Genomic DNA, 20,159 nt, shown 5'->3' with positions numbered 1-20,159 from the left:
TTTTTACCGGCAGGGGGGAATTTGTTCCCTGCTGTTGCCGCGCGACCTGATTTTATAGGCCAGGGTGTCCGCCAATTCCCGAAGGGCATTGAGAGGATTTTTCCGCAGAACGTGGCGGCCTTTCAACACGGCTCCGGGCCGGATGGTTCCCGTTTCCCTGTGGCTGTGAATGACTGCCGCTGTTTGGGCGAACATGTTGTATTTTTCCAGCACCAGGCGCCTTGCTTCACGGATGGCGGGAAGCCGTTTTTCATATTCTCCGTCTTCCATGGCCTTGCGGATGATTTCCAGGGCTTTTTGCGGGTTGTCCAGCGGAATGGGGATGAAGCTTTCCTGCGGGAAGCATTCCGTTGCCAGCGGGTCCCCGGCGTAAAAAGGAAGGGTCATGGCGACAAAGGCATCAGACAGTTTTTCCGTCCAATGGTGGGATTCCAGATGGTTTTCCACGCATAAATGATATTTGTAGTCATCCATGGCAACGGTTTTATTTTCTATTTCCCGGATGCCGTGTCCGAACCAGTCCAGTTCCGGCAGACGGTCCGCCAGGTAGCGCGTAAGATCATAGCGCTTTTTATGCATGGTATGCGTATGTTGCTTGGCGGAGCAGATGGTGGAGAGCATTTTTGTCTTCGGGAATTCCTTCTGATCCAGAATTTCCTGCATGGGTTTGATGTACAGCCATTCAAGACATCCGCGGCCCAGGGTGTGCCCGGGGTGCGGAAGGTCCCGGGCAGAGTGGGTGGTGAGAACGGTGCCGAACTGGCTGGTGTATGCCCTGCTGTATATTTTGATGGAAGGGGGCTCCACCGTGATCAGGATAGTCTGATCCGGCGGGCAGAGAAGGGGTTCCGTTTCATTCCTGACGGTGCCCACGGGAGTTCTGGGAAATTCGTCGTATACCAGAATCCAGTCGTAATCCGTCATGGCGGCGTCCGTGCAGAACAGACAGTCGCCCCACAACAGGGATTCCGTTTGATCCGGAGAGGCCTTCATGGATTTTCTGATGACCTTGATGCGTGTGGGGCGGGGGGAATCCGTCATGGGAGTACAGGCGTTGAAGAAGGGGGCGCGGCATGGCCTCCATATTCCGGGGCATTTATCCGGGAGCATCGCGAAGGCGTTGCTACCCGGGCCAGTGTAGGGGGCCTGCATGCCTTGTCAATGTCAAAGGATTGGATGTTTTTCCCGTGTGGAAATTCCGTCAGTTGGCAGCTGTTTTTTCCATTCCCGGGAAAAACTGGCCGATGAAGTCGCCGACCATTTTTTTGGCCCCATAGGGGGAAAGGTGGTTGTCGTCGCAGTACATTAATTGGCCGCCGTCTTCCGCCAGCCACCGCCCGTTTTTATGGAAGGCGCCGTGGAGGGGAATGAAGCGGCACAGGCCTGTGGATTCCATGTGTTCCAGCAGGGAGAATACCGGACGCTGCCGCGCGATGAAGTCGCCGTCCAGCAGGCGGTCTGTCCGTTTGGCGTTCAGCAGGGCATTGCGGCGCATAAGCTTGCGCGGACCGAAAGTCCATTCGGGAACGGGGCCCAGCAGCACAGTTTCCTTGCCGGCTTTCCGGAGGCGCGCGCAGGTGTGGCGCAGGCCGTCTGCAACCAGTTGTTTCAGGCGCGTATCCCGGTGGTTGTTGACCAGTTCAATCCAGCGGTTGTGGATGAATACGGTCTTGATCTGGGGGGTATTTTCCAGCCAGTCCAGGATGAGTTCCATATTGTGTTCCCAATGGGGGTACATCAGGCGCAGGAGCGTTAGGGAAGAGGCGTCTCCGGAGCCGGAAATGCCGCTCAGCGGACACAGGCGCGCGCGGTAGAACAGGCCCGAACGCTGAAGAAGCCGGGCGGCCTCGTCAAACCCGGGGGAACTGGCCATGGCGTGACTGTCCCCCATAAGCAGGAAGGAAGGGGCCTGCCCGGTTTTTCCCAGCAGGACAAAGGGGTAATCCGTCACATCCCCCAGCTCCGGATGATGGGGCTGGATGGCGTTCCCCTTTTCCACCACCGCCCGGTCGGGAGGCGTGATGCCGAAGGAGGGAGGGAAGGCCGGCCCTTTCCAGTATTCAGGGAATTCCATGTTGTTGGCCGCTACATGCCAGTAATCCCGCGCGCCGTCCGTCCATTTGAGCCATTCACCGGCAAGTCCCAGCATGAGGCACCCCGTTGCCGTGGCCAGAAACGCTTTTTGGGGATTTTGCCATGAGACGGTCGTTCTGAAGGGAGTTTCCACGAATTTCCAGGAGAGGAAACCCAGAAGAAGAGAGAGAAGGAACATTCCCGCATAATCCCAGGGAGCGCATTCGTCGAAGCAGATGTACGTCCAGTACACGATAATCGGCCAATGCCACAGGTACAGGGAGTAGGAGATTTTGCCGATGCCTGTGCTGAGCGGGTGTCTGAGGATACGCCCGGACCAGCCATGGTTCCCGTAACGGATAAGCAAAGCCGCCCCCGCGATGGAAGGGATGGCTGTGTATCCGGGAAAAGGAGTGGAAGGAGTATAGCAGACAAATGGGAGCAGGATGCCGGCCCATCCCGCCGTCCGCAGCCATCCGGCGCCCCGGTTTTGTTCCGCGGCGGGGGCGAGGGCCAGAAGGCAGCCGGCCAGAAGTTCCCAGGCGCGGCAGTAAAGCAGGTAGAAGGCCTTGTTATGTTCCAGATGCTCCATGTGGCAGACGGCGGCGAAGAAGGAGAGGCCCAGCACCCCCCATAGAACGGGCTTGACGGCTTTTTCCCTGAATTTCCAGAGCAGCCACAGGGTGAGTGGAATCATGAGGTAAAATTGCTCTTCCACGCTCAGGGACCACAGGTTCAGCAAAGGGTTTTCTTCCGCCGCCGGGCTGAAGTAATCCCCTGTGGTTCTGCTGAAATAAATGTTGGTGATGAAAAGGGCGCTGGATCTTACCGTCCGGCCCAGAGTCCGCAGGTCATCGCAGTCCAGCACGACGCAGCCGAAGGCCAGCACAACCGCAATCAGACAGAAATAGGCGGGCATGATGCGCCTGATTCTCCGGAGGTAAAAGGAGGTCAGGGAGAAGGTCCCTTCCTTCAGGCCGCGCATAAGGCCTCCGCCAATCAGATATCCGGAGATGACAAAGAAGATGTCTACGCCTGTATAGCCCCCCGGGCAGATTCCTTCCTGCAAATGGTACAGGACGACGGCCAGCACGGCAAAGGTGCGCAAGCCGTCAATGTGCGGGAAATAGGTTCCGTGGATGGCGCCTCCGGCTTGATGTAGAGAAGGTGAACAAAAGGTTTCAGAAAAGCATTTGCTCATGAAGCGGAGAGAGGGTAGATGGGAGTGGGGAAAGGCGGATGGAGGAAAACCGGCATGGGTTGAATGGCCCGGAAATTCTGGTCAGCGGCGCAGGCGGTTTTTCAGCCGCCGCCATGCCAGCTGCATCCTGTGGCCGCGTTTTAAGAAGCGCTGGTAGTAGGATACCCATGTTCCGTCACCTTTGCGGCGCGCTTCTTCCGGTGATTGGTCGAATATTTTGTAAAGTTTGGCTGTTTCCCTTTCCGTCTCTTCCAGAAAGCGGGTTTCCTGTTCCGGGGTTTTCCAGGGACGCGACATGATTTCACACCACAGGCTGTCGTCTTCGTCCACTTTTTTCACATAGGCCACGGCGTCGTCCAGGGTTGGGAAGTCGTGACAGTTGATGAATGAGGCGGAATTGAATTCCCGGCTGATGTCCGGATTTCCCCAGTAAATGGGAATGGTGCCCGCAAGCATGCTGGTAACGATTTTCTCGCTGGTGTAGCCCGGATACCATGCGTTTTCAAAGGCAATGGAGAATTTGTACGGCTTTTTCATGCTGATGGAGGAGCCGTACCAGTCTTCCGCCCGGTGGCCGTCCCCCGGCGTATTGTTAAGGTGGGGCCCCAGAGAATTGACGAACCGGAAAGCGGAGAGCTTGTGGAACATGGCATCCCGGTTGGGATGGGATTTGCGGTTGGCGTAAATGAAGTTGCAGAAACCCGTTTTGGAGGCCAGGAGAGCATGGGCATCCAGGCCTTCCTTACCGCCGTGCACTTCCTGCAAATGGTGGCGGAGGTAGGGAAGTTTGACAGTGCGGTCGCTTCCGGGCACCGTATCGAGCCCGATGTAATAGTCAAACAGCATGAAATCCGGCGCAATAGCTTCATGACAGCCATACATGACGGTGATATGGCCGGGGGCCCGTTCCAGAAAATCGTAAAAAGCTTCCCGGTTGACGTAAAACCAGGGGGTGGCGACCAGGTAATCGAAATCGGAGTCGTCTTCCACCACATGATACCGGCTTTTCAGAAGCTGGAGCATTCCTTCCCTGCCGAAATCCGGAGTGGACTGTAAAAAGGAGATTTTGAGCGTTTTCATGGGGCGTGGCGGAATGGTGCAGAGTGTATGGGGCGTCTTTTTCTTGTCAATGACAAAGGAGGGTGCGCCCGGGTGTACAGGAACAGGCAGCCCGGGGTTGAACGCCGGCCGTTTTCACTCTTTGTAACGGCGTTCCCGGAGCGTTTCCTCATACAGGGCGGCGTGTTGTGCGGCAATGACGGGGTAGGAGAATGTTTGTTCCGCGTGGCGGCGGCCTTCCTCCGCCAGGGTCCGCAGGAGTTGTCCGTCCAGGATGAGCCGCTCGCAATGGGCGGCCATTTGGTTCAGGTCTCCCTGCGGAGCGACCAGCCCCGTCTTTCCGTCCAGAACCGCTTCCGGAACTCCTCCCGTTCGGAAGGTAACGGAAGGGGTCTTGCAGGCCATGGATTCTAGAGCTACGTTGGAAAGGACATCCTGAAGCGTAGGGTTCAGGAAAATGTCCGCCGCGCTGTAAAGCCCGGCCAGCCTGTTCATATCCGTAATGAATCCGGCGTTTGTGCTGGGGAAAGGGTAGTCCACATTTTTTTCCTGGTTGCCGAAGAGCAGGAGATGAAGGTTCCGGTGCCCGCGCCGGTATAGTTCCTCCAGCACCAGCGGAATGAAATGGCCGCCTTTGACCGGATTGAACAGGCCAGTTGCGCCGCAGGCGATGACGAACGCCCCGGGCGGAATGCCCAGGGATGCCCGGACGGCATTCCGGTCTTCCGCCGGACGGAAAAGGTCCGTGTCCACGGGATTATAAATCTGTACGATTTTTCTTCCAGGGAACATGCGGCTTTTTTCCACTTCCCTTTTCAACCAGAGGGAGGGAGTTACGAGGGTGAGGGACGGAATGCGGCCGAAGGCGCGGCGTTTGCGGGAAAATAGCCACGCTGGCAGGTTGCGGAAGAGGCGGGGAGCGCCAAGCTGGGGACAGTTGCCGCGGTATTCGTTTTGGAACAGGCCGCAGTCCATGGTGCAGTGGCATCCCGCGGTGCAGGCAAACATGTCGTGCAGGGTATAGACCAGTGGGCGGCGGATATGGCGCAGCTGCGAGAAATCCACGGTTCTGCCGCCTATCCAGTGCAGATGCACTACATCGGCTTTTTCCATTTGGGCCGTGTCAAATCCCATGCCCAGCACGTTCAGGGAGAAAGGCAGGTCTTTTCTTCTTGCCGGCAGCAGAATGTCAAATCCATGGGCCAGATGGCGGCGCAAGGCGTCCGCAGCCCTTCTGGCGGGGGACCTGTGAATTTCCAGGCCGTCGATTCCCTTGCGCCTCCGGAGCAGCAGGGTGGATTTCAGACCGGGAATATGCCGGTTCAGAGCGTCGCTCAACCGGTAAGGGGCGGAGCTGGCCGATACGCTATGGGAGACTTGAAATATTGTTCGGCATTGAGGAAAAGCCACATAGGGAAGTATGAGGATTAGGAATCCGCCGTCAAGCCTACAAATCTGAAAGAAAAACGTTTTGGGGAAATTCAGGCTGCCGGTATTTGGCGAACTGTAACAGGCTGTTCCCAACGTGATGATTTTTTTATTTGCAGATAAGGGAAAAGCCGGGTTCCGGTGACGGCATAACCGTGAAGAGGGGTGGCAGAATGTCGGCGGAGGATGGTGCGAGGGCGGAGTTTTGGAGTGGGGAGATGTTTCTTTTCATGATGGCAAAACATTCCTGATCAGATGGAAAGGGTTTGTTCAAATAACCGGCGTTATATGGCGGAAACGGCAGCTTAAGGAGTGAAGGAATTTTAGGAATGAAGCCGTGGAAAAGGGCGGGAAAATAGTTCATGGGGCGTCAGATTGCCCTGTCCGGAAGCAGCGCGAAGTCCGGTTGTTCCGGATAAGGAAGCTTTACCGGATTCCTAATCCGTCCCTTTTGGAGGAAAGGAGGAGCTGCCTGCATTTTTCCAGCCATCCCTTTTTTCCGGTCCGTGGGATTCCCATGTCCCGTCTGTCCTGGAATGGGAACGCGGAGAGCTGTTCCCAGTTTTCCGCATAGGTTTCCGATCCGTCAAGGGTGGTAATGCCTCTCAGTTTGCACAGGATGGAGAAGATGCTCTGGTCATACCGGTTTTCCACGAACCCCGGCAGGTTGGGGGAAACGGAAGGAGTGTTGTCCGCGAGATGCAGATGGTCGTAAAAGACATGGAGCCAATCCCGGATCAGGCTTTCCGTGAGCGGGTTCTTTTTCAGAAAAACATGTCCGCCCGCAATTTGCTGGGTGTGCGTGATATGTCCGTCTTTTTCGGAAACGCCGAAGTGGCGGAAGATATCTCCTTTGGTCCATTTATATTCCGGCTGCCCGTTGGTGAAGACCAGCATGCCGCGGCTGTCGCGGTCCAGCATGCTCACGTATTCCCGGAAGCGCGCCATTCCGTTAGCGTTGATATGGCAGCCTGCATCCAGATAAAGGAGGCGGTCACCTTCCTCCATTTTTTGGAGGACATGGTGGATGGCCCAGGGTTTCCAGGACCAGTATCCGAATCCCCGGCAGGACGGGGTCAGGTACCGGCCCATGCGGCTGGTGAATTCTGAGGAAAGGTCATGTTCCGTGAAAAGCGTGATCTCATCAAAAAAATCCAGTTCTTCCGCCTGCCTGCCCAGCCGCTCCAGAGTAGCCGACATGCGGGAGTCTGCAAATGAGAGAAAACGATTCATTGATCCGGAATGGGAGGGTAAGGCAATTTACAGGGAAGGCGGCGATGTGTCAAACGGCTCTTCCAGAGAGGCGTTTTCTTGTTGGAATCCATTGGGGCAGACTTGGGAAAAATGTTCCGCAAGCATTTTTTTTGCAGGAGTAATAACGTCCTCTTTGTCCGGGAAGCAGGGAACAGGCGGCCAGCAGAATGCGCCCCCAGCCGTGGGGAACCGGTTCCGCTGAGTTCAGCAGGTCCGCCAGTTGCCTGTCCCGTCCCGCCAGCGCGGAGAGGAAACGTTCTCCTTCCGCTTTCTGGTAGAACAGCTTCCATAAGTTCAGCGCAGAACGTTGCTGGACAGCGGTCATTTGATGGAAAAGGGGATGCTTGGAAACAAAAAAGGGCCTGATTTTCCGAACGCCGTAAGCGAACAGTCCTTCATTTTGCCACCCTTGTTTCTGCCAGTAGTCCACAATGTACAGCAGCCGCTGGAATTCCTGTACGCATTTGGAGTAGGTGGGTGTGTTGCAACGGCGGGAGAGGGAGCCGTTGCGCATAAGGCGGTAATAATACAGGCAGTCGGGAATGAACAGGAGGCGGGAGGCGTGGGGAACGGCCATCAGCCGGAAGGTTTCATCCTCCGCGCCGGATTTCAGATGCACGTTGAAACGGAGGCGGTGGGCATCCAGCATGCTTTTCCGGAACAGCTTGCTCCATACGCAGATGTCCATTTTCCCCCAGATGGAATCCCGGAAAAAGCTGGCCGGAGAGGCGTTCTCTTCAAAATGCCGAGAGGGCGATCTTCTTTTGGCCTCAATAAGCCGGTCTGACGAGTCTTCAAAAACATGGTTGCCGCATTCCACGATGTCTGCGTCATATTCCAGAGCCGCCGAAAAAAGGCGGGAATACATTTCCGGGTCCATGTAGTCGTCTGGATCCGCAAAGCCGACATAAAGGCCGCGGGCGGCATCCAGCCCTGCATTCCTGGCTGCGGAGACGCCCGCGTTCCGCTGGTTCAGAAGGGTGATTCTGCCGTCCTTTTCTTTCCAGCGCAGCAGGCGCGTCCAGGTCGCGTCCGTGGAGCCGTCATTGATGCAGATAATTTCAATGTTCCGCAGAGTCTGGCGTACCAGACTATCCAGACAGCTGTCCACGTAAGCGGCTACATTGTAGCAGGGAACAATGATGGAAACGTCAGGCATCATAGGGGTGGGGAGGTGTGTAACGGATTTACAATCCGTGGTCAATGATAATTTTTGCAAGACAGGCCTTACCGATTTTTTTAACGTTTCCAGCATGAAAAGGAGGTATGGGAGACGCATTCTCCGCAGATTGCGCGGGGATTGCGTTCCAATGGTTTTCCGCATGGAACGATCAGGGTTTGGAGTGTCCGGATTGTAAATTCGTTGAAAATTGGGAACCGGGGAACGTTTCAAATGGCAGTTGCCTAGGGACGGGGGGATGTGGTACAAAAAGCCGTACAACTTTTTTATTGATTCTTCTCTTATGATTATTGTCACGGGTGGGGCCGGCTTCATCGGCTCAAACATTGTCGCCGCTCTGGAAAAAGCCGGTAAAAAGGATCTTGTGGTGGTGGACGAGCTGGGCTGTTCCGACAAGTGGAGGAACATCGCCAAGAGAGAGCTGTGCGCCGTGGTTTCTCCGGAAGGCATGCTTGATTATATGAAGGCGCATGCGGAGGAGGTGGAGGCGGTCATTCACATGGGGGCCATTTCCGCCACCACGGAGACGGACGCCGATTTGATTATCCGGACGAATTTCACGTTGAGCTGGCATTTGTGGGAGTTTTGCTCCCTGTATGGCAAACGGTTTATTTACGCTTCCTCCGCGGCCACTTACGGGGACGGTTCCTTGGGGTTTGACGATGACGCCTCCCTGGAGCACGTCAACGCGCTGCGGCCCCTGAACGCATACGGCTGGAGCAAGGCCCTGTTTGACCGCAAAGTGGCCCGGGAAGTGAAAGAAGGGCGTCCGGCCCCCCCCCAATACGCGGGGCTCAAATTTTTCAACGTGTACGGCCCCAATGAATACCATAAGGGCGGGCAGAAGAGCGTGGTGGCCCATATATTCCCCCAGGTGAAGGCAAATGAGACGGTGAAGCTGTTTAAGTCTTATCATCCCGATTACCGTGACGGATGGCAGCTCCGGGATTTCGTGTGGGTGGGCGACTGCGTGGATGTGGTGCTTTGGCTGCTGGAGCATCCGGAGGTGAGCGGCCTGTTCAACGTAGGTTCCGGGAAGGCACGCTCTTTCCACGATCTGGCGAAGGCGGCATTCCATGCGCTGGGCCTCCAGGAAAAGATTGCCTACCGGGAGATGCCTGAAGAGCTCAGGGGAAAATATCAGTATTATACGCAGGCGGATCTTTCCAGGCTGCGCGCTGCCGGCTATGCAGCGCCCATGACTTCCCTGGAGGATGGCGTGCGCCGGTACGTGCAGGAGTATCTGGACAGGGAAGACAGTTACGTTTAACCCCCATTCCTTTTTTCTCCCATGCCCGCACAGCGCATTCTGATTATCAAGCATGGCGCCCTCGGCGATGTGGTGCTCGCCATGGGGACGATGAAGCGGCTTCGCGAACTTCATCCGGAGGCGCATATCACCCTGATGACCATGGGAATGTTTGTTCCCATGGCGGAGCAGCTCGGGGTGTTTGACGATTTTATCGTGGACAACCGCCTGCCCTACCGGAAGCTGGGCGCCACCTGGGAAGCCGTCCGTTCCATAGTGAAGGGGAATTTTGACGTGGTGTACGATCTTCAGGAATCTTCCCGCACAAGAAAACGCTATTATCCCGCCGTGCGCTTCCTGCTGGACCATGACATGGACTGGGTGGCCTGCAATTCCGGGGAACGGCGCAGATTGCTGAAAAAGAAATCCTTCCGGTGGGGGAAGGTGGAACGGGCGCCGTTCCGTTTGGAACGCGTCCTGACGGATCTTTCCTTCATGCACGGGGAGGGGCTGCACTTTGACGAGCTTCCGGAACGCTATGTGATGATGATTCCGGGCTGTTCTCCCAACCATTCCTATAAGCGCTGGCCTGTAGAGAATTTCTGCGCCCTGGCGAAACGCCTGGCGGCACGGGGCGTGTCCTCCGTCGTGATCGGCACCCGGGCGGAGGCTGCGGAAGTGGAGGCTATTGCCGCCAGCTCTCCCCTGGCTGTCAGTTTTCTGGGCAAGTCTTCCCTGATGGATATTCCCCAGATGGCTTTGCGTTCCCTGGCTTGTGTGGGCAATGATACGGGGCCTACGCACATGTGCGCCTATGCCGGGGTTCCCGTGACCGCCATTTTCTGCCACCGGACGCGCAACTCCGCCATTACGGCCCGGTGCATTTCCAACCTGATTTCCCCCGGCGCCATTGAGGAAATTACAGTAGACCAGGTATGGTCCTCTCTGGAACCCTTTCTGCCGCCGCAGGAGGGGCTTGAACAAATAAGGGCGGCAGGCTCTCCGTTGGCGTCATGACGGTTCCCGTGAACATTTCCGTGCTGGTTCCGGTTTACAATGTGGAGCCGTACCTGGCCCAGTGCCTGGAAAGCATTTGCTCTCAGACGCTTCGTGAACTGGAAGTAGTTTGCGTGGATGACGCTTCCACAGATGGCTCCCTGTCCATTCTGCGGGAATTCGCGGAGCGGGACCCGCGGGTGAAAGTGGTACAGGCCCCGGAAAACGGCGGTTTATCCCGTTCCCGGAATCTGGCGATGAACCATGCTGTGGGAGAATATCTGTTTTTGGTGGATTCCGACGATTGGCTGGAGACGGATTTGCTGGAGGAGATGTATTCCCGTGCGAAGGCGCTGGATGCCGATAAGCTGGTATGCGGGTTCCGGTATTATTACGAGGCCGACCCCGACAGGGAAGACCGGTTCCTGCCGGAGGATATGGCCTCTCCGGAAAAGGGGTGGATTCCCTGCTCTCCGGAGACCATTGGGAAAATACATCATGGAGCGGGAGGTATGATGATCAGGCGTTCCATTGTGGAAAAGCATGGCATCCGGTTCCCCGAGGGCGTTGCCTGTGAAGACCTGTATTTCCATTACGCCGTTTTTCCGTGGTGCAGGAGAGTTTGCGTCGTCAGCAGGGCGGCTTACGTTTACCGCAAGCGGGCCGGGTCCATTACCAGTGGTTTTGCGTCCGGCAGTTCCCTCCAGTCGCTGGATTACCTGACGGTGGCGGAGCTGGTGCTGAAGGAATGGAAAGAAGCCGGAATTCTGGAGGAATACAGGACGGCATTTTTGAAAATGCTGGTAATGGGCGTGAGGAATATCCGCAAATACGCCCCTCATGCCGTTCAAAAGGAGGTTACCCGGAAGGTGGCCGATATGCTTTGTCAGGAAAATCTGTACCGTCCCGGAGAGGATGATTCCAGTCTGTCCCGCCGGGAAGGAAAATTGCTGAAAACCTGGATGGGCGGAAAATCCGGCTTGGACTTTTCCTATTACTGGAAGAAAATACGCAAGGCGGGAGCCCGGTTGCTGCGCCGCTGACACCACCCGAATAAACGATCCGATGAAAAAGAATGAATTTGCCGTCGTCCTAGCCAGTGACAACCGGGGTATCCTGCCTTTGAGCGTTACTGTTTTTTCTCTCCTGAATACTGCCGGGCCGGAGACTTTTTACAAAATTTACGTGCTTTCCGACGGTATTGACGGAGAGAACCGGGCAAGCGTGGAGCGTCTGGCCGCTCCGTTCGATTGCCGTCTGGAATTCATAGACGTTTCCGGAATTCTGGAAGAGCACGACTTTCCCCATACGGAACAATGGCCGGTGCCCGCCTGGGGACGCGTGTTCATCCCGGAATTATTGAAGGAAGAGCGGGGCAATATTCTGTATCTGGACATTGACGTTCTGGTTTGCCGGGATTTAACGGAGCTGTTCCGGACGGATATGGACGGGAAAGCGGTAGGGGTGGTGTTTGAGAATTTTTCCAGACCCGGTTCTCATTTTAACGAGCGTCTCGAGATGCCGCTGACCTGCACGGGATATTTCAATTCCGGCGTGCTGCTCATGAATGTGGATGTTTTCCGGGAAAGGAATCTGGTCAGGGCTGTGCTGGATTACGCCGTTACTCACCGGGACAGGCTGACTTGCCCGGATCAGGATGCCTTAAATGGAACCCTGTGCGAACTGACTGTGCCGCTGCACCCGCGTTGGAACTGGCATGACGGTCTGACGCGCCGCATTTTGAAGAACGATCCCCGGGAACGGTTCTGGCGCGGCGTTACTCCGCGTCAGGCGGTGGAAGCGGCTCTGGAACCGGGCATTCTTCATTACCAGGGGGTGCACAAGCCCTGGCGGTATAATTGGCGTTATGAGGGGGAACGTTACGAACGGGTTATGCGTGAAGCCGGGCTGCTGCGCGGCCCGCTGCCAGGAAGAACGCTCCCGGCCGTCTTGAAAAGGCACCTTTACCGGCCTGTTTACCGGCTGACGGCGAGAAAGATTTTAAGGCTGAAGGAAAGGTTTGACCAACAACCTGTCTGAAAATATAGCATCCGTCCGTTTTTTTTCGTTTGTCTTGGGCGCGCCGGGATAGAGCGGGCGCGAGAACCGAAAAAGGAGGGTCTGTATTTTAGCGGGGGAATGGGTTAATGCAGTTCCAGCAGATAGATCTCCGGAGGGCAGTTGAAGCGGAGGGGAAGCGTGCTGGTTCCCAGTCCCTTGGTGATCAGATAGGTATTGCCGCTGGAGATGTGCCAGGGGTAAGTGTAGGGTACGGAGTGGTCCGGGCTGGCTTCAAACCGCAGGAGGCCGAAGGGGAGGCAAACCTGGCCTCCGTGGGTGTGGCCGCTGATGACGATATCCGCGTCTCCACGGGAAAGTATGCGGTTCGTTTCCGGACGGTGGGAAAGCAGGAAATGGGGGATGTTCGGCGACTGGCGTTTAGGAAGCCGTCTTCTGGCATTGCGCGTCGTATCCAGTATTCCGGAAAGCTGGAGCCGCCTTCCATCCTTGAACGTGACAAGAGCACTCTGGTCTTCCAGCACGGTGATTCCCGCCTGTTTCAGTTCCCTGCTCCAGTTGTTCCAGCCGAAGGTGAAATCATGGTTTCCCTGGATAGCGAAGACTCCGCAGGGGGCAACCAGGCCTTTCAGCAGCCGGGCGGCCGTAGCGGGATCCATGCTGGCGTTTTCGCTGCTTCCCCGGGCATAGTCCCCGACCAGCAGGATCAGGTCCGGATGAAGTTGCATGATCCTCTGAACATAGCGCAGAGCCCTCACTTCATCAAATGCGGTGGGCATCAGGTGCAAATCGCCGGCAATAACGATTTTAACGGGTGTTCCCTTTCCTTTCCACTGGGGGACGCGGTAGTCCACTTTCCGGACAAACAGAAGATTGGGTTCTATCAGGTACGCCCAGGTCATGCCGGCCACGCCAAGCGCGCAGAGGCTCAGCAGGAGAATGCCGAAAAACCGGAGTATTTTGACGGAAAAGGGCATGAAAGGGATACAGTTTGGCAGAGATTATAATTACGGATAACCCCGGGCGAGCGATTTATGCGTCTTGCCTTTTGAGAAGGGCCCTCCCTGGGAGATTTTCGCAAATTTGATTGACGGGCGCCCGCATGGTATGCTTTTATGCTCCAAGATATTTTCATATCCTTTATCACTCATCATTTAACCACGCATATGAAGAAGATTACCGTTATGGCTCTTGCCGCTTTCGCGGCGAGCATCATGGCTTCCTGCTGCTGCCAGGATCAGGGCGCTCCGCCCCTGACCCCCCTTCCCAAGTTCAATGACCTGAACCAGCCCGCCATGGATGTGGCTCCGGTGGTCATGAAGTCCAAGAAGTAATCCTCTTCCGGGATTAAGTACGACTTTTCAAGCCGCACTTGGTGATTGTCCAGGTGCGGCTTTTTCTATAAAAACACGGCAGTACATATGGAAGATTGGAAACATTGTCCTCAATTCGCGCCCTTGGCGGATCTGATCCGCAGCCATGGCAGTTTTGCGGTAATTGCGCATGTCCACCCGGACGGCGACGCTATCGGTTCCACGCTGGCTTTGGGGGAGGCCCTGAAGCAGATGGGAAAGAAGGTGGTGATGATGAACGAGGACGGGGTGCCTTCCAATCTGGCCTTTATGCCGGGTGTGGAGAATATCATTCCCACGCCTGATGATCCGGTGGACGTGGAAGTTGCCATTTCCGTGGACAACGGCGCTCTCAAGAGGCTGGGAGAACGCAGCCTGAGGGCTTTGGAGGGAGTGAAGGTGTGGGCGAACATCGACCACCACCGGACGAATGAGCTGTTTGGAGACGTGCAGTGTGTTTTGCCGGACGAATGCGCCACGGGGGCGGTTTTGTATTATTTTTTCAAGTATCTGGGCATTCACGTCACTCCCGTGATGCGAGACGCTCTTTACGTGGCCGTCAGTACGGATACGGGGTCCTTCCAGTACCAGATGACGACGGCGGCCGTCATGGAGCTGGCCGCGGATTTGATCCGGATGGGCGTTGACGTCCAGGACGTCAACCGCCAGCTTTACCAGGAGAAGCCGTGGGTGAAAATGCAGTTGATGCGCGAAGTGCTGAACGGAATGAAGCTGACGCCGGACGGCAGGATTTGCACATTCTGCCTGACGAATGAGGCAAAAGCGCGAATCGGAAGCCGTCCGGAAGATACGGAGGGCCTGATAGACCTTCTGCGTTCCGTGCAGGGAGTCTGGCTGGCCGCTTATCTGGAAGAAACGGAGGACGATCCCCGCATCCGTATTTCCCTGCGGTCCAAGACTCCTGAAATATCCGTTGCGGAGCTTGCCTCCCGTTTCGGCGGCGGCGGCCATGCCATGGCCGCCGGAGTGCGCATCCGGGGGCCTATTGACGAAGTGCGCCTTACCATCCTGGAGGCCATGCGGGAAGAAGTGGAACGAGTGCTCCGACAGAAAATTTCATGAATGTTTCAGATTCCATCCAGGTTCCTTCGGGCGTCCTGTTGATTGACAAGGCGTGGGACATGACTTCCCACGATGTGGTGGCGATTGCGCGGCGTTCCCTGGGAATTAAGAAAATAGGCCACTGCGGCACGCTGGACCCCATGGCCACGGGGCTGCTGATGCTGGTGGTAGGAAAGGCGACTAAGCTTCAGGACAAGTTGATGTGCGAACACAAGGAATACGCCGGAACTCTCATGCTGGGCGTGGAGACTTCCTCTCAGGATGCCATGGGAGAAGTAGTGGCGGAGTATTCCGTGGACGGAGTGACGGAACAGGCCGTGCGCGAGGCGTTTGACCGGTTTGACGGCGCTTTTGAACAAATCCCTCCGATGGTTTCCGCTATTAAAAAGGGCGGGGTTCCGCTGTACAAGCTGGCCCGGAAAGGTCAGGAAGTTGTGCGGGAACCGCGGCCTGTGGAAGTGTTCGGCCACAGGATTTCACGCGTGGCTATTCCGGAAGTAGATTTTACCGTTCAATGTTCCAAAGGTTTTTATGTGCGTTCCTATGCTTATGATATCGGGAAGGCGCTGGGCTGCGGAGCGCATTTGAGCGCCCTCCGGCGCACCAGGTCCGGTTCTTTTACGCTGGACCGCGCCATTACGGTGGATACCCTGAAAACCGCTCCCAGGGAGGAACTGTTCCGGGCCATGCTTTCCCTGCGGGAGCTGGCGGATATTCTGATTGCCGGGTAGCAATATGGTCATTTGCCGGGAATTCAAGGAATTAAAACGCCTTTTCGCCCCCGTACACTGGGCCATGGGGATGTTTGACGGGGTGCATCTGGGGCATGCCGGAGTGATTGCCGCAGCGGTGGAAGGCGCTGCCCGTGACGGAGGAATTCCCGCTGTTCTGACTTTCCGCACCCATCCGCTGGCCCAGGTGAAGCCGGAAAGCGTGCCTTCCGCCATTATAGCGGAGGATGCGGAAAAGTTTGTTCTGATGGAAGAGCTGGGGGTGAAGGCGGTGCTGTCGCTGGAGTTTTCTTCCAGGCTGGCTTCCATGAGTCCGGAAGAGTTTATCGGGGAACTTTGTTCCTCCTGCCGGGTGGCGCAGATTGCCGTGGGAGAGGATTGGCATTTTGGCCGCGGCCGGGCCGGGAATGTAGAGACCCTGCGCCTGTTGTCCTGCCGCTACGGGTTCCGAGTGACGGCCGTTCCTCCCATTTTGCGGGACGGGGAGCGCATAAGCAGCACCCGGATTCGCGAAGCCGTGCGCGCGGCGGATTTTTTGCAGGCCGCCGGCATGCTTGGCCGTCCCTACCGCTGGAAGGGGCTGGTGATTCACGGGCGCCGGTTGGGGCGTCTGCTGGACTACCCCACGGCCAATATGAGGCCCGGTTGCGGGTTGCAGCCCCCCCATGGCGTTTATGCCGTGCGCGCCCGGGTGGACGGCAAAAAATACGGAGGCGTAGCCAATCTGGGGGTGCGTCCCACCGTAGAAGGGGACGCGGGAGAGCTTTTGCTGGAAACGCATTTATTCGGTTGGCCGGGGGATATTTACGGGCAGGAGATGGAAGTGGAACCGGTCCGTTTCCTGAGGCCGGAAATCAAATTCCCTTCTTTGGAAGAATTGAAAAGCCAGCTTGCCCGTGATGCCGCCCATGCGGAAAAAGTGCTGAAGGGTGGTGAGTAAGACACAGAAAACCGTAAAATGGAGGATGACGGCTTGACCGGAAGAGCGATCGGGGGTTTGTTGTTCGAACGTCATGTTGGTTGAGCAGTTAAAATCAAAAATTCATCGCGCCATGATTACCCGTGGCGATGTGCAGTATGAAGGCAGCATTGAAATTCCTGCCGATCTGATGGCCGCCGTGGATTTGTGGCCGGGAGAAAAAGTTCTTGTGGCCTCCGTCACCTCAGGGAACCGTCTGGAAACGTATGCTCTCCAGGGGCCTGCCGGCACGGGGAACATCATCATGAACGGCGGCGCAGCCCATTTAATCAAGACGGGCGAACGGGTGGTTATTATGAGTTTTGCTTTGTCGGACAAGCCCATCATCCCCAAAAAAATCGTCTGCAACGAACATAACGAAATTATTTCCTAGACTTTACAAATCATCCGAATTCACACATACTCCCCGCGCTCATGAACCTTTTTTTAGCAGATTCGCTCAATATCAGCATCCAGTTGCTTTTTGCCGTCCTGGTGGTTGTATCGCTTCTCCTTCTGGGGGTGGTGCTTATGCAAAGGCCCAAGCAGGAGGGGCTGGGCGCCGCCTTTGGCGCAGCCATCACGGACCAGGCTTTCGGCGCCCGGACGACGGATGTGCTGAAAAAAGCTACGGTATATTTTGGAACCGCGTTCATGGTTCTTTGCCTGGTGCTGGGCATGCTGATCAACCGTCAGCATGTTAAGAGTTCGGAAAGTCTGTTGAGCCCGGAAATGATGAAAGCTGCCGCCAGGCAGGAAGCCTCCGTTCCCGCCAAGACGCCGGAGGAACTCCAGCAGGAGGAACTGCGCAAGCGCGCCGCTGAGGCGGAAGCCGCTTCTTCTCAGGTTCCGGTTTCCTCCGCGCCGGTGGCTCCGGCCCCTGCTCCTGCGGAACCCTCTGTTCCCGCCAACTAAGGGAATATTCTTTTTAAACGCCCCGGCTGTCGGAAGACGCCGGGGCGTTTGTGTGCCGGGGCTTGTTCCGTTTGTATGCCGTTTCGGAAACAGGTTTTGAAATTAACGGCGCCGGCTGTTTTCCGCTTGCCCTGAACTGTAATTGCGCTACTCTTGGCAAAGTATGAAGACACCTTTTTTGAACCGTAAATCCAAGGGATTCACGTTGATTGAATTGCTTGTGGTGATCGCCATTATTCTGACGCTGGCCGGAATCGCCATGACGGTGGTGAACGGCGTGATGGAAAAATCCAAGGTTACGACGGCGCGGAGCGATTGCAACGGCCTGCAGACGGCTGTGGAAAATTACATGCTGGACAACGGCCGAGTTCCCGTGGCCTGGAGCGGCCGGGAAATGGCCAAGCAGGCCCGCAAAGACGGACAGTATTACGTGACAACCGCCGTGGACGATGATAGCCGCATCATGAGCATCCTGACCAATTACATGGACCGGGCAGATGAGGACAGAAAGCTGAACCCCAGAAAAACGGCTTATTTTAATACGACCACTACGGACGTGGAAGGCGCTCCCGGCCTGTTCTTCGAAAGCCGCGGCCGTGTGGGCCTGATGGATCCCTGGGAATCCCCCTATTACATTATTTTGAATGCCAACCCTGACGACCGCACTCCCCGTGTCCAGGTCGGTTCCCGCATGATGACCAAGAATGTGGCCGTTTACAGCACCGGCAAGGACAAGCAGGGCAGCACGGAGGACGGCCATATCAACAATCCGGAATTGACGGAAGACAATGTGACTTCCTGGTAATGCATGGCAGCGCCTCCTGTCTTGAGGCAGCGTCGGTTTTTTAGGGGCTTCCGGCTTATGGCCGTGAGACCCCGCGGCATATTCAGGCATAAAGGCTTCAAACCGTATTTTTTTCTTTTCAACTTCTCTCAAAAACCTCTCAATAAGCCTCAGACATGAACTGGTTCAAAACAGACGACATACGCATTCAAGACATTGAGCCCCTGATTTCCCCCGCCATTTTAATCAAGGATTATCCGGCGACCACGGAGATCGCCAAAATGGTGGCTACGACCCGCAAGAATGCGGAGAACATCATTTCCGGCCATGACGACCGCCTGCTGGTGGTGGTGGGGCCGTGCTCCATCCATGATCCCCAGGCTGCCGTGGATTACGCTTCCCGCCTGAAGGAACAAATGGCGCGCTTTGAAAAGGATCTGGTGATTATTATGCGCGTGTATTTTGAAAAGCCCCGCACCACCGTGGGCTGGAAGGGCCTCATCAACGACCCGTTTATGAACCATACCTTTGACATTAACCGCGGCCTTCACATGGCCCGCGGGCTGTTGCTGCGCTTGGGGGACATGGGGGTGCCCGCGGCCACCGAGTTCCTGGACACCATCACGCCGCAGTATATTGCGGACCTGATCACGTGGGGCGCCATCGGCGCGCGCACTACGGAAAGCCAGGTGCACCGTGAACTGGCTTCCGGGCTTTCCATGCCTGTGGGGTTCAAGAATGGCACCAGCGGCAGCCTGCAAATTGCTGTGGACGCCATTGTTTCCTCCTCCTGCCCGCACTGCTTCCTTTCCGTGACCAAGCAGGGAGTTTCCGCCATTGTTTCCACTACGGGCAATAAGTCCTGCCACCTGATTCTGCGCGGTTCCTCCCTGGGGCCGAACTTTGATGAAGAGCATGTAAAAGAAGCGGTAGCGGCCTTGCAGAAGGCCGGCATCAACAACCGCATCATGATAGATTGCTCCCACGGAAACAGTTGCAAGGATTATCGCAAACAACCGGCTGTAGCCGCCAATATCGCGGAACAGATATCCAACGGGTCCGACCAGGTTGTGGCCGTGATGATTGAAAGCAACATTGTGGAAGGAGCCCAGCCGCTGAGTTCCGACCTGGTGTACGGCAAGAGCATCACGGACCAGTGCATTGGCTGGGAGACGACGGAGGAAGTGCTGGAAACCCTTGCCGCCGCTGTCCGCAGACGCCGTGCCAAACGGCAGGAAGCGTAAAGCTTTCCCATATTCCGGAGGCGGAGGATTATCAACGGAGTTGAAGGCTGGAACGGCTATGCCTTGGCTGACGGGGCAGCCGGACACTGCGGGGTTCATTTTTCATATCCGGATGATTTTATTGGCTCTTTGGTGTTTTTTGCCGAAGAGTCAATACTCGTCCCCCCACAGATAGGAATGGCGTTCGGAAATCGTTTTGCCGCGGTTGTCCTTCAGGACGAGTTTCCATGCGAGGATTTCCCCTTTTCCCTTGGCTTCATCCCCGATAAATTCGAAAACGGAGTTTTGCGTGCCGCCTTTTCTCCCGGCAGGATAGGAAATGGATTTCGTCAGGACGGCTGAACCTGTTTTTCCCTGGCGATACATCATGACCAGGGTTGCCGCCTGTTCCGGATTGGCATCGTTCCAGGTGACGAAGTAGTATTGGCCCAGACGCTGAAGACGCTGTTGCTGGGAGACGGCGCCGTGCAGCAGGTAAGTGGCCTGGGTATGGTGCATGCCTACGTCTTCCGCAGGAACCACCGTGGTTTTTAAGGGAACCTCCCGCACATGTTTAATCCGGGAAACCTGCTCCGCGCAGGAAAACAGGACCGGCAGCAGGGCGGCGCAGAAAGGAGCAGGAAATTTCATGGA

At 56.2% G+C, this 20,159-nt stretch carries 20 protein-coding genes; 12 read left to right on the top strand and 8 right to left on the bottom strand.

The window, feature by feature from the left end:
* Positions 1-3 precede the first annotated feature (3 nt).
* The 6 genes from B3075_RS02605 to B3075_RS02580 form a co-directional block, all read right to left on the bottom strand.
* Positions 4-1,041 (bottom strand): glycosyltransferase family 10 domain-containing protein, encoded by a 1,038-nt coding sequence (locus B3075_RS02605; protein WP_290489397.1) that lies wholly within the window; start codon positions 1,039-1,041, stop codon positions 4-6.
* A gap of 160 nt (positions 1,042-1,201) precedes the next feature.
* A complete protein-coding gene (locus B3075_RS02600) occupies positions 1,202-3,274 on the bottom strand; it encodes an acyltransferase family protein (protein WP_290489399.1) in 2,073 nt (690 codons plus the stop codon).
* An 81-nt stretch (positions 3,275-3,355) separates the two neighbouring features.
* A complete protein-coding gene (locus B3075_RS02595; protein ID WP_094136703.1) occupies positions 3,356-4,354 on the bottom strand; it encodes a glycosyltransferase family 10 domain-containing protein in 999 nt (332 codons plus the stop codon).
* 114 nt (positions 4,355-4,468) lie between these two features.
* Positions 4,469-5,671, bottom strand: a complete 1,203-nt coding sequence (locus tag B3075_RS02590; RefSeq protein WP_290489401.1) for a glycosyltransferase — start codon at positions 5,669-5,671, stop codon at positions 4,469-4,471.
* A 516-nt stretch (positions 5,672-6,187) separates the two neighbouring features.
* Positions 6,188-6,961: a hypothetical protein gene (locus tag B3075_RS02585; protein WP_290489403.1), complete on the bottom strand. Its 774-nt coding sequence runs from the start codon at positions 6,959-6,961 to the stop codon at positions 6,188-6,190.
* Between the two features lie 82 nt (positions 6,962-7,043).
* The gene (locus B3075_RS02580) at positions 7,044-8,177 is read right to left on the bottom strand and encodes a glycosyltransferase family 2 protein (RefSeq protein ID WP_290492014.1); all 1,134 of its coding nucleotides are present in this window, start codon (positions 8,175-8,177) and stop codon (positions 7,044-7,046) included.
* Positions 8,178-8,478: 301 nt separating this feature from the next.
* On the opposite strand from B3075_RS02580, the gene rfaD reads away from it, so the two are divergent.
* Genes rfaD through B3075_RS02560 form a run of 4 tightly spaced genes read left to right on the top strand, consistent with a single transcriptional unit; the run spans position 8,479 to position 12,480 of the window.
* A complete protein-coding gene (gene rfaD / locus B3075_RS02575; RefSeq protein ID WP_290489407.1) occupies positions 8,479-9,465 on the top strand; it encodes an ADP-glyceromanno-heptose 6-epimerase in 987 nt (328 codons plus the stop codon).
* A 21-nt stretch (positions 9,466-9,486) separates the two neighbouring features.
* On the top strand, positions 9,487-10,461 hold the full coding sequence (locus B3075_RS02570; RefSeq protein ID WP_290489409.1) for a glycosyltransferase family 9 protein: 975 nt from the start codon (positions 9,487-9,489) through the stop codon (positions 10,459-10,461).
* Positions 10,458-11,483, top strand: a complete 1,026-nt coding sequence (locus B3075_RS02565) for a glycosyltransferase family 2 protein (RefSeq protein ID WP_290489410.1) — start codon at positions 10,458-10,460, stop codon at positions 11,481-11,483. Before B3075_RS02570 ends, B3075_RS02565 begins: the two co-directional genes overlap by 4 nt.
* A 22-nt stretch (positions 11,484-11,505) precedes the next feature.
* Complete coding sequence (locus B3075_RS02560) at positions 11,506-12,480, top strand: glycosyltransferase family 8 protein (protein ID WP_290489411.1); 975 nt, start codon at positions 11,506-11,508, stop codon at positions 12,478-12,480.
* A gap of 104 nt (positions 12,481-12,584) precedes the next feature.
* On the opposite strand, the gene B3075_RS02555 is transcribed toward B3075_RS02560, so the two are convergent.
* Positions 12,585-13,436 (bottom strand): metallophosphoesterase, encoded by an 852-nt coding sequence (locus tag B3075_RS02555; protein WP_290489412.1) that lies wholly within the window; start codon positions 13,434-13,436, stop codon positions 12,585-12,587.
* 189 nt (positions 13,437-13,625) lie between these two features.
* Between B3075_RS02555 and B3075_RS02550 the strand changes: the two genes are divergently transcribed.
* From B3075_RS02550 to B3075_RS02515, 8 genes are all read left to right on the top strand, one after another.
* Positions 13,626-13,793 (top strand): hypothetical protein, encoded by a 168-nt coding sequence (locus tag B3075_RS02550; RefSeq protein WP_179218443.1) that lies wholly within the window; start codon positions 13,626-13,628, stop codon positions 13,791-13,793.
* A 123-nt stretch (positions 13,794-13,916) separates the two neighbouring features.
* Positions 13,917-14,894, top strand: coding sequence for a DHH family phosphoesterase (locus tag B3075_RS02545; protein ID WP_290489413.1), 978 nt, complete (start codon positions 13,917-13,919; stop codon positions 14,892-14,894).
* Positions 14,891-15,625 (top strand): tRNA pseudouridine(55) synthase TruB, encoded by a 735-nt coding sequence (gene truB, locus B3075_RS02540; protein ID WP_290489414.1) that lies wholly within the window; start codon positions 14,891-14,893, stop codon positions 15,623-15,625. The genes B3075_RS02545 and truB overlap by 4 nt, the downstream gene beginning before the upstream one ends.
* Positions 15,626-15,629: 4 nt before the next feature.
* A complete protein-coding gene (ribF, locus tag B3075_RS02535) occupies positions 15,630-16,565 on the top strand; it encodes a riboflavin biosynthesis protein RibF (RefSeq protein WP_290489416.1) in 936 nt (311 codons plus the stop codon).
* Between the two features lie 73 nt (positions 16,566-16,638).
* Positions 16,639-16,977, top strand: coding sequence for an aspartate 1-decarboxylase (locus B3075_RS02530; protein ID WP_012419798.1), 339 nt, complete (start codon positions 16,639-16,641; stop codon positions 16,975-16,977).
* A 41-nt stretch (positions 16,978-17,018) separates the two neighbouring features.
* The gene (secG, locus tag B3075_RS02525) at positions 17,019-17,498 is read left to right on the top strand and encodes a preprotein translocase subunit SecG (protein ID WP_094136717.1); all 480 of its coding nucleotides are present in this window, start codon (positions 17,019-17,021) and stop codon (positions 17,496-17,498) included.
* 163 nt (positions 17,499-17,661) lie between these two features.
* Entirely contained in the window at positions 17,662-18,303 is a 642-nt protein-coding gene (locus B3075_RS02520; RefSeq protein ID WP_290489423.1) for a type II secretion system protein, read from the top strand.
* A 155-nt stretch (positions 18,304-18,458) separates the two neighbouring features.
* Positions 18,459-19,526 (top strand): 3-deoxy-7-phosphoheptulonate synthase, encoded by a 1,068-nt coding sequence (locus B3075_RS02515; RefSeq protein WP_290489424.1) that lies wholly within the window; start codon positions 18,459-18,461, stop codon positions 19,524-19,526.
* Positions 19,527-19,676: 150 nt separating this feature from the next.
* On the opposite strand, the gene B3075_RS02510 is transcribed toward B3075_RS02515, so the two are convergent.
* Positions 19,677-20,156, bottom strand: a complete 480-nt coding sequence (locus B3075_RS02510) for a hypothetical protein (protein WP_215833646.1) — start codon at positions 20,154-20,156, stop codon at positions 19,677-19,679.
* Positions 20,157-20,159 lie beyond the last annotated feature (3 nt).

It is taken from the genome of Akkermansia sp. UBA7090 (assembly GCF_002493465.1).
In the GTDB taxonomy this organism is placed as follows: domain Bacteria; phylum Verrucomicrobiota; class Verrucomicrobiia; order Verrucomicrobiales; family Akkermansiaceae; genus Akkermansia; species Akkermansia muciniphila_A.
Note: the sequence above shows the minus strand (reverse complement) of the source record. Positions and strands in the feature narration are given on the sequence as shown.

Bases quoted from the DNA above. Each gene is read 5' to 3' on its own strand.
- B3075_RS02605 (WP_290489397.1), bottom strand. From the start codon at position 1,041: ATGACGGATTCCCCCCGCCCCACACGCATCAAGGTCATCAGAAAATCC.
- B3075_RS02600 (WP_290489399.1), bottom strand. From the start codon at position 3,274: ATGAGCAAATGCTTTTCTGAAACCTTTTGTTCACCTTCTCTACATCAA.
- B3075_RS02595 (WP_094136703.1), bottom strand. From the start codon at position 4,354: ATGAAAACGCTCAAAATCTCCTTTTTACAGTCCACTCCGGATTTCGGC.
- B3075_RS02585 (WP_290489403.1), bottom strand. From the start codon at position 6,961: ATGTCGGCTACTCTGGAGCGGCTGGGCAGGCAGGCGGAAGAACTGGAT.
- B3075_RS02580 (WP_290492014.1), bottom strand. From the start codon at position 8,177: ATGATGCCTGACGTTTCCATCATTGTTCCCTGCTACAATGTAGCCGCT.
- rfaD (WP_290489407.1), top strand. From the start codon at position 8,479: ATGATTATTGTCACGGGTGGGGCCGGCTTCATCGGCTCAAACATTGTC.
- B3075_RS02570 (WP_290489409.1), top strand. From the start codon at position 9,487: ATGCCCGCACAGCGCATTCTGATTATCAAGCATGGCGCCCTCGGCGAT.
- B3075_RS02565 (WP_290489410.1), top strand. From the start codon at position 10,458: ATGACGGTTCCCGTGAACATTTCCGTGCTGGTTCCGGTTTACAATGTG.
- B3075_RS02560 (WP_290489411.1), top strand. From the start codon at position 11,506: ATGAAAAAGAATGAATTTGCCGTCGTCCTAGCCAGTGACAACCGGGGT.
- B3075_RS02555 (WP_290489412.1), bottom strand. From the start codon at position 13,436: ATGCCCTTTTCCGTCAAAATACTCCGGTTTTTCGGCATTCTCCTGCTG.
- B3075_RS02550 (WP_179218443.1), top strand. From the start codon at position 13,626: ATGAAGAAGATTACCGTTATGGCTCTTGCCGCTTTCGCGGCGAGCATC.
- truB (WP_290489414.1), top strand. From the start codon at position 14,891: ATGAATGTTTCAGATTCCATCCAGGTTCCTTCGGGCGTCCTGTTGATT.
- ribF (WP_290489416.1), top strand. From the start codon at position 15,630: ATGGTCATTTGCCGGGAATTCAAGGAATTAAAACGCCTTTTCGCCCCC.
- B3075_RS02530 (WP_012419798.1), top strand. From the start codon at position 16,639: ATGTTGGTTGAGCAGTTAAAATCAAAAATTCATCGCGCCATGATTACC.
- secG (WP_094136717.1), top strand. From the start codon at position 17,019: ATGAACCTTTTTTTAGCAGATTCGCTCAATATCAGCATCCAGTTGCTT.
- B3075_RS02520 (WP_290489423.1), top strand. From the start codon at position 17,662: ATGAAGACACCTTTTTTGAACCGTAAATCCAAGGGATTCACGTTGATT.
- B3075_RS02515 (WP_290489424.1), top strand. From the start codon at position 18,459: ATGAACTGGTTCAAAACAGACGACATACGCATTCAAGACATTGAGCCC.
- B3075_RS02510 (WP_215833646.1), bottom strand. From the start codon at position 20,156: ATGAAATTTCCTGCTCCTTTCTGCGCCGCCCTGCTGCCGGTCCTGTTT.